The following is an 11,284-nucleotide window of genomic DNA, read 5'->3' as shown; positions in this document are numbered from 1 at the left end:
CATCCCCCACTTCCCCTCACGAATCCCAACTTTCAGTACTGCTGCTCCTTCTTATCAGTCATTTTCAGCATCCCCGAATGCGTGAGTCGAACTTCAACATGGATATCGCCAAGCCGATATCCCTCAAGCGGCTGCTTGCCGTAGTCGGTAAGCTTGGACCACAATCCGAAGTCTTGTTTATACAGCACATGCTCCAGCTGATAGATATCGACATCGCGATTTCTGCCTTGCTTGAACGTGTAGTCGATTTCCTCGGCTATCTGCTTTTCAATTTGTTTCCGAAGTGGCTCCTCGTCTACTTTCTCGACGATCTCGACAATAATGGCCTTGCATCTTACGTGAACATCGAAGATCAGGCTGCCGCCTTTGCGCAGCGTAATGCGTGGTTTCGGGCGTTGAATCGAAACCGATTGGACGGGCTTGCCGTCGATGGAGACGACTAGCGGCGTACGGGCCGTGCTTTTCTCGAGCCACCTGTCTCCCTTAAACTGACTCTCCGAAAACCAGTCTACTTTATTATGTTCACCGAGCGAATACACGCCGCTGACTTCTAATTTGGGATCGGGCTTTTCATTTTTCACCCAAACATCGTCCCGAATGGTCAAGGTCGGCATCATCACCGTGTAACCGGGTTCACGAAGCAGTGCGGCGGCCCTGTACAACCGAAATGGTCGAATGAAAGAGTGTTGGCGGTAGTTATCTACAGGGTGCATCAAGATGGAAGACATCGGGGAGACGTTGAAGAACGGAATGATGGAGAAAATTTCCTCAATGGCTTCGTCCGTACTATAGATCCACTGCGTATATCGCGTTTCGCTAAATCGCACGGACCCGTCCAGAAATTTGCCGATCCCTTGCTTCAGGGCTTCGCTAGAGAAGAGGTAGGCATTGACATGCCCCCAGAAAACACGCTGCTGCGTCGTTTTGTACAATCGATTGAAAGCCTCATTAACGGTTTCGCCCTCTTCACGGCCAACCCAAATCTGAGGCGGCTGCCCTTGTTTGCCACCCTCCTGCTTGGCAACGGAACCGAAATCCAACATTTGTCCGTAGACGATGAATTTCCCTTTTTGATAATCAAAGCCTACCGCCGTTAAGTAGTTCGTATCTTGGATTGTTTTGATATCCCAGCAGCCCGTCAGGCTGACGATAAGCAGCAGGCCAATCACGATTCGTCCTAAACGCTTCATGGGCCTAATCATGGGCGATCCTCATTCTGACGGGTGTTATCCTTCGGACTTAACATCTTCGGCCTAAATTTCATGCTGCGGAATGGCTTGGCAAGAATGGCCGGAATCATTTCCTTGAAGCGCGGCGGCGACAACGGCGACAAGTACGGGACACCGAACGACTCCAGCGTCGACACGTACAAGATGAGTCCGATGAGAGACATCATGTAGCCGTAAATGCCAAAAGCCGTCGATGCCAATAAAATGATCACCCGCAGCAGCGTAACCGTTCCGGCCAGGGTTTGATTGACGAGGGTATACATGGCTATGGTCGAGATTGACGTTATGACAAGGGTTGTAGGACTTGTAATGCCTGAACGAATCGCTGCGTCTCCGACAATCAGCCCGCCTACAACCGTAACGGTTTGTCCGACGACTTTCGGCAGCCTTGCACCTGCTTCACGAAACAGTTCAAACAACAGAAGCATGATAATAAAGTCCAACGGTCCCGATAGCGGTAATCCCAGTCTGGATGATGAGATCGTGGCGACAAGTGAAAAAGGAATTTGATCGAGATTAAACGCGGACAGCGAAATCCAAAAACCCGGCAGCAAGGTGGCAACAACCAGTCCCCCCAGACGCAGAACGCGCTCGAATGCCACATAATAAAAGGGGCTGTGCACGTCTTCCGGTGATTTTAAAATAAACATCAGATTCGCCGGAGCTAACAGAGCCATCGGAGATCCGTCGACAATAATGGCGAATCGCCCGCGCAGCAAGCTGTCCGTTACGTAATCAGGTCTTCCCGCATAATCCAGCAAGGGGAAGAAATTGTATTTCTGCTCCGTTAACAATTCCTCTAATTGCGCGCTGGAGACTAAAGCATCGAGATCGATGGCTTGCAAGCGGCGCCTTGCGTCCTGAAGCACATCCGGGTCGATAATATCATCTATATACAAGAGCGCTATGGAAGTATGGCTGCGCTTGCCGATTTGCATTTTTTCACAACAAAGACTACGGGTCAGCAGCCTCTTTCGAATCAGCGCAACATTGGTCACGATGCCCTCTGTGAACCCGTCGCGCGGGCCTTTGATGGAAGTTTCCGTATTGGATTCTTCCGGTGTGCGGTTGGGAGGATTGGACAGATCGAGCGCAAAGAAGCGCTGCTGATCTTCAAAAAACAAGATAAGGAATCCTGCATATACACTCACGGACATATTTGCGATGGTATCAGGTCCCGTCAATTCTTGCATTTGAAGCAGCGTAGGGAGATCGAGCGCAGATATGTCCTTATCCTGCCTTAGAGTGATCAAGTCCTGAAGTTTAGGGAGCACACGCTGCTCGATGTGGTCCTTGTTGATCATCCCTTCGCAAAACATCAACAGTACCTTTTGATTAACTCCGGGTAAAGGGTACATCTTGATGATGACGTCCGCCGACGACGCAAATAGGTCCCGCAATTCATGCTCATTCACTTCGTCACCTTCTCCTTTCGCCTCACCGGCAAGATGGTCAACACAAGCAGAACAAAGAGCAAACCGGCACCGGCGATAAACATCATAGGGTAATACCAGGCTTGGACAAAATACAGCATTTGGTTGTCTGTGATCGGCAGAAGGCTCATCGCAACGAAGCATATGGAGATTCCAATTAAGATGATCGTCCGGGCGCGTTTCTTTTGCAGCATCAGTACATCCACACTAAGAAACATCAACATAGACATTCGAATACACGCACCGGATATCCATTGGAAAATAGATAAAAAATCCAGATGGGAAATATATTTCCCCAACGTCACCATACGCCACTGTTCGAATGCCGGATACCTGAGGTCGTCAGCTTCAAAAGGTCCGAATATCGTAATGGCCCCAATTAAGGGTCCCAGGGTTAGACCGATTAAGCAGGCTCCTACGATCAACAGGGCAGACAATCGGATACGAGTATCCACATAATGTTGAAGAAAGACGATACTTAGCAGCTCGAACGAAGAACCGGCGGCTAAATACATCGATTTTAGCGCCGGTCGGTAGCCATGTGTAAATAGAGGGGTGAGCAAACTGTAATCTTTATATTGAAAATTAACGCCCATGACAAAATAGCCAAGGATCACCACCACCGGCAGCAAAATGCCCGAGGTTATCGCAATTGCGCGTATCCCTTTGCGAGCGGCAAAGAAGCAAAAAATCATAAATGTCAAAGAAATCATGACAGGCGGCGTCCTGGGCAAATAGGAAACGTGCGTCCAAGTCACCATATCCTGCAAAGTAATGGCCGCATGGGTCAGGGCGATCAGGATAACAACCGTTTTTAGGAGTACGACGATGAAATTTCCGTATCTTTGCCGGATCCATTCCAGCATGTTCATCTGCTTAGAGCGTTTTATAATGAAATACAAAAGAAATATCCACATTAATGTAGGAACGATTGAAGCCGCCACTCCCACCCAGGAATCCCGTTTGCCGTAATGCAGCAGCACAGGAATCAATAGGACATGATTCGTTATCGCAATCGAAATAATGATGACGTAGAACAATTGAAGTGCTGTAATTTTCTTGGCTGTAAGCATAAGGGATCTCCCGCTTGGTAGTAGGTGGAAGCTTTTTATAAGTTAAGATTTCCCATCAAGGTGGATTTATGCAGACCGCGGCGAATACAAAAAAACCGCCTCCCGATTCATCGAGAGACGGTCAAGTTTACGGGAGAAATGGTGTCAATTCTCCTAGGTAGCAGACATCCAAGTAGTGCAGCGCGCGGGTGCAAGCCGTGTAAAACAGCTTGCGCTCCTTCGCCTCCGCGTAGACAGCCGCCCCGGCGTCGTAGAGGATCACGGCGTCGAACTCGAGCCCTTTGGCGAGGTACGCCGGCATGATCATCACGCCTGCCTCATAGTGCAGCGTCTCCTTCGTGATCCGCGCAAGACCCGGCAGCAGCGGCTTCAAGCCTTCGTGCGCGGCTTCCGTCTCGCGCGCGGTCTTGCACAGAATCGCGACGGAGCTTGCGCCGCCGCGCTGGCGGGTCAGCGCCGCATCCGCGACCAAGCGGCGCAGCTCGTTCTCGCTGGCCGCGCGCAGAAGGCGCGGCGCCTCGCCGCTGCGGCTGAACGGCTCGATCGGCTCGCCGAACGGCAGCACGCGGCTGGCGAAATCCACGATTTCACGCGTGGATCGGTAGCTTTTGACGAGACGGATCGTCTCCGTCTCGTCCTCTTTCATCAGCTCGCTGATTGAGCTGTACTCGTTCTTAGAATCTTCGCCGTCCGCGTCGCTGGCGGCATTCGCGTGGGTAAAAATTCCCTGATTCCAATCCCCGAGCAGGGTAAAACGGGCACGTGGGAATAGCTTCTTCAGATACGCATAGTGGAACGGCGAATAGTCCTGCGCCTCATCCACCAGGCAGTAGCGGATCGTCCCTACGCGAAGTTGTCCCTCGACAAGTCCCTTCAAGTAAACCAGCGGCGTGGCGTCCTCGTAATGCAGGATCCCTTGGTCCAGGGCAGCCGCCGTGAAGGAGCTGATGCTCTCCCAAGCCTCGGGAAGCTGCTGGCCGGCCTGCGCGATCAGTTCTTGATGCAGCTCCCGGTTCGTATAGAGATCGCGGTACATTCCGAGCACATCGACATAAGCAAGGCTCTTCGCTTTCTCCTTCAGCGGAGCAATGGCTTTATGCGCCTTGATTTTGCTCATCTTCTTCATCTCGGGCTCTGTGCCCATATATTTGGGCTCCCGCACCATTTTGCGGTAAAACCGTTTCTGCGCATCCGCTTGAATCTCATCCAGCTTCTCCAGCATCCACTCCGACAATTGCTCCATGCGTTCTCCGAGCGCAAGAATCGACGTTTTGCCGTAAAAACGCTCGCTCAGTTCGTCGGCCGTAATCAGCACCTTCGCTCCTACCGCTAGATCGTGAAAGCGGATGCCGCCATGTTTCAGCTTTTCGCCGTAGGCCTCAATGACATTGAGAAAGGCTGCCGACGTTTTGTACGAAATGCTTTGCAGACGGGCTTTGTACGCGGAGTCTTGCTCTGTTCCGGTAAGAATGAATTCGAGCTGATCGTACGGATCTTCGAGCTTAAGGCCCGTATCGCTTAATTTATGGGTCAAATAATCTTGAAAGGTCGTCTGCTGCATCGTTGCTTCGCCCAGCTCCGGAAGCACGTGGGAAACGTAATCGCTGAACAGCGAGTTCGGCGAGAACAGAATCATATTATCGGCGCTTAGCGTCGTCCGGTATTTATACAGCAAATACGCGATGCGCTGCAGGGCGACCGAGGTTTTGCCGCTGCCGGCTGCGCCCTGCACGACGAGCACCTTGTGCCGGTCATCGCGGATGATCTGGTTCTGCTCGCGCTGTATCGTCGTTACGATGCTGTGCATTTTCTCGTCGGCGCTGCGGCTGAGCATCTTCTGCAGCATCTCATCGCCGATGGAGATCCCGGTGTCGAACACATCCTGCAGTTCGCCGGCTTTAACGATATATTGGCGCTTAAGCAGCAGCTCGCCGCTGACATCCATCTCCGGTGTGCGGTACGTCGCAGGCCCCGGCGGGTAGTCATAGAACAAGCTGGCAATCGGCGCACGCCAGTCATAGATGAGAATTTCATCCGTCTTCGTATCGATGAAGGAAGTGAGGCCGATGTAGATCTTCTCACGCTCCGGCTCACCTTGTTCCTGAAAATCAATGCGCGCAAAATACGGCGCATCGACGACACGCTGCAGCTTATACAGCGCATCCTGGGCTACTTGAAAGCTGCGCTTCTGACCCTGCAGGACATGCTCCTGCTGGGCCATACTCGCCGCTGTTTCGATGATATCGTCCGCATTGTCCGCATTGACCGAAATATCGTCCCAAAAGCTGCGGCCAATCGCGGTTACTTCAGAGCGGCGCTGATCGACCGTCTCTCCCAGATCGACCATTCGCTCCTGAATTTGGGAGCGTACAGAGGAAACGCGCTGCGCTTCCCGCTCCCGTTCTTCCTTTTCAATTGGCATTTATTCTCCCTCCTGCCTATTGGTATACCCCGTGTATGACCTCTTCAAACTCCGGCTCTTCCATATGGACATCGTCCATATCGCCCCAAAGGCTGACGATACGCAGTACGTCCATCGCCTTTAGCTCCTGGCGGTTGCAGGCGATTGTGAGGACGTTCGCCTCCTGTTCCACCACGCGGAACGGCAGATCCCAACTCGCCGGCACGTTGATGCTGCCGCGATACGTGATCTTCATCATCGTCGGCAAACCGATGCGGTCCCTTAACGTATCGATCGAGCCGTCATATCCGATCTGACCGTGATTGATCACGACCACTCTTTTACATAGCTGCTCAATATCGTCCATATCATGCGTCGTCAGCAAAATCGTTTTGCCGAAATCTCGATTTAACGTTTGCAGAAAGCTGCGAATGTTCTTCTTCGCGACTACGTCGAGCCCGATCGTAGGTTCATCCAGGAACAAAATATCCGGATCATGCAGCATGGAAGCCGCCAAATCGGCGCGCATCCGCTGCCCCAACGAGAGCTTCCGCACAGGCATATCCAGCAGTTCTTTCAGCTCAAGGAGTTCATTCAACTCCCCTAATCTGCGGCGTGAGACGCTCTCGTCCACGCCATACATGGCTGTTAAGATCTCGTAGGAATCTTTAACCGGCAAATCCCACCACAGCTGGCTGCGCTGTCCGAACACGACGCCAAGCTTGCCGACGACGCGCCTTCGGTGCTTTTGCGGACTTAAGCCGTGGATCAACACCTCGCCCGAGGTCGGATGAAGAATGCCGGTCAGCATCTTGATCGTCGTTGATTTTCCCGCACCATTAGGTCCAATATACCCGACGAACTCGCCGGATTCAATCTCAAAGCTGATGTCCCGTACCGCTTCTTTCTCTTTATAGGCCCGTGAAAACAAGGTGCGGATGCCGGAGAACCGGCCTTCTTGGACTAGCGGGGTGTGAAATGTTTTTCGCAAATTCGTAACGGTAATCATATCGATCCCTTCCCTCCTTATATGTAAGGCGATTAACTTCCTGTGCTTTGATAACGGGATAAGCCTGTCTTCCAAAACCGCATAGCCAGCCAGAGCGCAGCGCAAGAAACGGCGATAGTCCCAAGCAGCATCCAAGCGCCTCCCTGGTGTCTGAGCACATATAAGGCGGGGATGTAATTCACGAACCCGACAGGCACAAGCACCAGAAGTGCGCCTTGCAGCCATTTGGGATACAGGGAAAGCGGATAGCGGGCCGCTGTATGGGTGGCGTCTTCGGTCATATTTTGCAAATACTCGATCCGTGTCAGCCAGAATCCGGAAGCAGCGGTAGCCAGCCCGATGGCGAATAAAATAACCGCTCCGCTGACGATCATTAAGGCGGTTAGCGGAACGGCAGACCAGCCGATTTGCCCGGTGGACATCAAGGCTTTCATCGCAATGGCGAGCAAAATAAGCCCCTGCCCGATTTCGGCGAAGAGCACGCGTGAGTTTTGTGTCATCAGTGCCAGCAGCACAGGGACAGGACGTATCAGAAGCGCATCCAAATCGCCGGATACGAGATATTTCTCCAGGTGATGCACGTCGGAGGCCAGCGTTCGGTAAATCGCTTTGGAAATCATGATCACGCCGTATAAATAGCATACTTCATAAAGCGTCCAACCCTTGATATTGCCGAAGCGCATCATGACCAGCGCCACCATCAGAAATTCCGAGATATGCACGCAGGATGCCATAGCCGTCGAAAACAGGAAATTGAACTTGTACTGCATCCGGCTGCGCAAGCTTGCCTTGATCAGCAGCATAAAAAGCTTAACTGACATCATCCGCCCTGCACCTCCAGCTTTTTGCGTACCCAATGCGTAACGGCCAGACAGACACAAGTAAACCCGATGCCCCATGCGAGAGCTCCGAGCACGACCGTGCCTTCTTCAAGCTGCAAATATATACGAGTCGGATAGTAGAGTAAATACGGATAAGGAGTATAAAAGCTAATGGTGCGAAGCCAGCCCGGCAGCCATTCGAGAGGAATGAAAAAGCCAGAAAGCAGCATGCTGAATGAGTAACTCACCCAGTAAAACCAACGGGATTCCGTGGTCCATAAAGCTGCAACGCCAATCAGATAATTCATGCAAATGGAGATGTAAGCTGCAAAAACAAGCGCGATCGCTGTCCAGCCGTAAACCGAAGCCTTCTGTGGAAGCTGTAAGGAGAAAATGAAATAGTAGAGGACATAAATCGGGATAAATTTATACAGAAACTGATACCACACTTGCCCCCATTCCCGGCACATCGCCTGATAGAACAAGTGAACGGGCCGCATGAGATCGACCGCGATTTGACCGGTGCGCACCGACTGCTCGAGCCCCAGTCCATTGGTCATAAACTGTGTAATCCACAAGCTGGCTTGGTTGAACGCGATGTACCCGACGATCCCTTTGGCTCCGTAATCGCCGAGCGACGAATCGGTCCCGAGCCCCGTCCATATACTTGCATAAATGAAGCCAAACACTGCGCTCACTGCATTATGCAGCAGATGCGAACCACGATACTGCAAATTCCTTGCGTATGCCTTGCGGGCTAAAACCGCGAAAAGCATAAAACACCTCCTATGTTTTTTCATACGAAAAAAACGAATACCTACTGCAGCCGCAGCGTAGAGACGGAGTTTCATATTACCAAAATTCCCCTGGGTATGGCAATGATTATTTTTTGTGAAGGGAGTTGCGAAGTATAAAAGCGAAGTGATATCATAAAAATAAATAAGAGACGGTCCGCTAACCGTCTCCTGTGTACAATCTTGGGTGGACTTCCTCCTAAGTATATGGTTAAGAGAGTAACCCACCAGGCGGTCAACCTAGAAGTGGGTTACTTTCGTTTATCGATGTATGTCAATAGCGCCAGTATAAAACTACCGAACGCAAACATGATCATGATCGTTTGGAAAGTCTCCATGGCATCGTCCTCCTTTCCGGAGGATTGCCGCACCCGAGGTTGAGTTGTACACCAGAATAGTTTAACTCTATTGGAAATAACTTTCAATAATTCTTCCAAAAAAAGAACCTCCACCAATGAATGGTGTAGAGGTTCTTTCGCATTACTGCACGCTAGCAGGCGTGGCCTCAGGCGGACTGCTTCCTCCCGTTGCCCGGAGCTTCGTCTCTGGATTATCAAACTCGGCGTTGTAGCTTGGTTGAGACGCTTTCGTCAGATAGTCATGATCAATGTAAGAAGCTAAATACTGCTTCCCGAAAAGCAGATCGTACTGTACGTTCCTGTAGTCGTCCAGAAGTGGCTGTACGGATTCAGGCGCTTTTGCATGAAGCGTTTGGTCCTGATCCACAACGAGATTGCTGAGCAGTCCCGGCACTTTGGCAGCCAGCTCCGCATTCAGCGCAAAGTTCGCCGGTTTCTCCATATGCAGCATATCCAGCACATGCGCGCCTAAGAAGGAATCGCTGAGCAGCGGAATATCCTGCTTCGGCATATCGAAGTTCGACCATGTGACCAGCGGAATGCTGTGCATTTTCTTTACTTCTTCCAGCGACCAGTCATTGGCATTGCTAGTTGTGATGAATCCTGCTTCCTTATACACTTGATAGTCTAAACCAAGCATCGGCAGATGGTCTCCATAGAAGATAATCATCGTCGGTTCGTCGGAATTTTGGAAATGATCGATGAGCATTTGCAAGCTTTGATCGGCATCATGCGCGCCTTGTGCATAGGTTTCCAAAATCGATTTGGCTTGCGGCGTCAAATTGCCTTCGGCCTTGAATTGATTTTCACCATACCGCGGATCGTCATAAGGCCCGTGATTTTGCATCGTGACCGTGTAAATAAACATCGGATCTTCGGTTTTATCCACTTCATCGATAATATTTCTGGACACCTCGGCATCCGAGATGAAGTACCCCTTCGTTTCCGGATTCACGAAATGCTCGCTGCTTTTAAAAGATTCAAAGCCAAGCTGTTTGTAGACGGTGTTGCGGTCCCAGAACCAGCCTTCGTAAGAGTGAATTCCCATGCTTTTATAACCCTGATCGGCAAAATAACTGGCTAAGCTCGGAACAGGCTTGCTTACATATTGCTGGTAAGGGATGGAACCTCCAGGCAGGAAACTCATGGAATTACCCGTAAGCACCTCGAATTCCACATTGCTCGTGCCTCCTCCGAATTGAGGCGACAGCAAGTAACCGGAAGACGATTCCTTCTGCAAACGGTGAATGGTCGGCACCGGATCTTCGCTGAATTTGACGTTCGTCAGCAGCGTAGGGTCCCAGAAAGCTTCACTCATAATGAAAATGACGTTCGGCTTTTTCCCTTGCAGCGTGTCGACGGACGCTTTTTTCACTGCCGGCTCTTTTTGCGCGGAAGCCTCAAGCGAAGCCGCAACCGCAGCGATAGACTCGTTGCTGTAGGTGTCCGGCTTTTTAACGATGGAGTTTTTGACGTTGAGCGTAAAAGCCAGCGTCGTTCCATTATTCGCATAGTTTTCCTGCTGGTTCCATATAATTTCGCTCACGCCTGCATGATCCAGAATTTTGCCGGCCAGCGGTGTTTTGATTCCGAAAGCATATAAGGCATAGAGCGAGAACAGTCCTAAACCAATTCTAGCTATAATAGGAATCGTCGTGCGCGGAATGATCCAGCGGAGTGCAAGCACGAAAATAATGGAGGCGGCAATGGCGCCAATTCGTATCATAGCTGCTTTGCCGGTCACTAGCGAAGCAATATCCATACTTTCTTTATTGAGCAAAATATCCCATGGGAAGAACGGCTCCCCAATCATTGTCACCTTCATATAAGAAATCAATGCCATGAGACCAAGTAATAAGGTCGAAATCGCACCGGATATCGCCAAGGATCCCACCACAGCATAAATGAAAGCAAGTAAACAGAAAGTAAGTCCTACATTTAATAGATAAAGCGACTGATTGGACGATATCCAATCTATTGTGGCATGCCATGTGCCGCGCTCGAGCAGCTCCATGCCGGTCACCGAAAGTGCCGGTAAGAGAATTAAAAACAGTACTAGCGAAATCGTCGCTCCCAGACGTTGTGTTCTCATCTTTTTCCGCTCTTTATGAAGATGGTTCCGGGGCTTCAAATTCAAGTGCATCTTGCATCACTCTCCTCTTGCC

Annotated in this window: 9 protein-coding genes; all 9 read right to left on the bottom strand. The window is 50.9% G+C overall.

All coding sequences use genetic code 11. From position 1 onward, the window contains the following. Positions 1-32: 32 nt before the first annotated feature. Positions 33-1,202 carry a Ger(x)C family spore germination protein gene (locus tag AC3WRW_RS07550; protein ID WP_492545727.1) on the bottom strand — a complete coding sequence of 390 codons (1,170 nt, stop codon included), beginning with the start codon at positions 1,200-1,202 and terminating at the stop codon, positions 33-35. Then, positions 1,199-2,644 (bottom strand): spore germination protein, encoded by a 1,446-nt coding sequence (locus AC3WRW_RS07545; RefSeq protein ID WP_492545726.1) that lies wholly within the window; start codon positions 2,642-2,644, stop codon positions 1,199-1,201. Before AC3WRW_RS07545 ends, AC3WRW_RS07550 begins: the two co-directional genes overlap by 4 nt. Further along, positions 2,641-3,735, bottom strand: coding sequence for a GerAB/ArcD/ProY family transporter (locus tag AC3WRW_RS07540; RefSeq protein WP_492545725.1), 1,095 nt, complete (start codon positions 3,733-3,735; stop codon positions 2,641-2,643). Before AC3WRW_RS07540 ends, AC3WRW_RS07545 begins: the two co-directional genes overlap by 4 nt. A 127-nt stretch (positions 3,736-3,862) precedes the next feature. Beyond that, positions 3,863-6,157, bottom strand: a complete 2,295-nt coding sequence (gene helD / locus AC3WRW_RS07535; protein WP_492545724.1) for an RNA polymerase recycling motor HelD — start codon at positions 6,155-6,157, stop codon at positions 3,863-3,865. Positions 6,158-6,173: 16 nt separating this feature from the next. Then, complete coding sequence (locus tag AC3WRW_RS07530; RefSeq protein WP_492545723.1) at positions 6,174-7,145, bottom strand: ABC transporter ATP-binding protein; 972 nt, start codon at positions 7,143-7,145, stop codon at positions 6,174-6,176. A gap of 32 nt (positions 7,146-7,177) precedes the next feature. Continuing rightward, positions 7,178-7,969: an ABC transporter permease gene (locus AC3WRW_RS07525; RefSeq protein WP_492545722.1), complete on the bottom strand. Its 792-nt coding sequence runs from the start codon at positions 7,967-7,969 to the stop codon at positions 7,178-7,180. Beyond that, positions 7,966-8,742 (bottom strand): ABC transporter permease, encoded by a 777-nt coding sequence (locus AC3WRW_RS07520; protein WP_492545721.1) that lies wholly within the window; start codon positions 8,740-8,742, stop codon positions 7,966-7,968. The genes AC3WRW_RS07525 and AC3WRW_RS07520 overlap by 4 nt, the downstream gene beginning before the upstream one ends. A gap of 269 nt (positions 8,743-9,011) precedes the next feature. Continuing rightward, positions 9,012-9,098, bottom strand: coding sequence for a putative holin-like toxin (locus AC3WRW_RS07515; protein WP_302847481.1), 87 nt, complete (start codon positions 9,096-9,098; stop codon positions 9,012-9,014). A 142-nt stretch (positions 9,099-9,240) separates the two neighbouring features. Next, the gene (locus AC3WRW_RS07510) at positions 9,241-11,211 is read right to left on the bottom strand and encodes an LTA synthase family protein (protein WP_492545720.1); all 1,971 of its coding nucleotides are present in this window, start codon (positions 11,209-11,211) and stop codon (positions 9,241-9,243) included. Between the last annotated feature and the right edge of the window lie 73 nt (positions 11,212-11,284).

The organism is Paenibacillus sp. FW126-R14 (assembly GCF_058789495.1).
Note: the sequence above shows the minus strand (reverse complement) of the source record. Positions and strands in the feature narration are given on the sequence as shown.

What these genes read in the sequence shown, in the direction of transcription:
- AC3WRW_RS07550 (WP_492545727.1), bottom strand. Translation starts at nt 1,202, where the DNA reads ATGATTAGGCCCATGAAGCGTTTAGGACGAATCGTGATTGGCCTGCTG.
- AC3WRW_RS07540 (WP_492545725.1), bottom strand. Translation starts at nt 3,735, where the DNA reads ATGCTTACAGCCAAGAAAATTACAGCACTTCAATTGTTCTACGTCATC.
- helD (WP_492545724.1), bottom strand. Translation starts at nt 6,157, where the DNA reads ATGCCAATTGAAAAGGAAGAACGGGAGCGGGAAGCGCAGCGCGTTTCC.
- AC3WRW_RS07530 (WP_492545723.1), bottom strand. Translation starts at nt 7,145, where the DNA reads ATGATTACCGTTACGAATTTGCGAAAAACATTTCACACCCCGCTAGTC.
- AC3WRW_RS07525 (WP_492545722.1), bottom strand. Translation starts at nt 7,969, where the DNA reads ATGATGTCAGTTAAGCTTTTTATGCTGCTGATCAAGGCAAGCTTGCGC.
- AC3WRW_RS07520 (WP_492545721.1), bottom strand. Translation starts at nt 8,742, where the DNA reads ATGCTTTTCGCGGTTTTAGCCCGCAAGGCATACGCAAGGAATTTGCAG.
- AC3WRW_RS07515 (WP_302847481.1), bottom strand. Translation starts at nt 9,098, where the DNA reads ATGGAGACTTTCCAAACGATCATGATCATGTTTGCGTTCGGTAGTTTT.
- AC3WRW_RS07510 (WP_492545720.1), bottom strand. Translation starts at nt 11,211, where the DNA reads ATGAGAACACAACGTCTGGGAGCGACGATTTCGCTAGTACTGTTTTTA.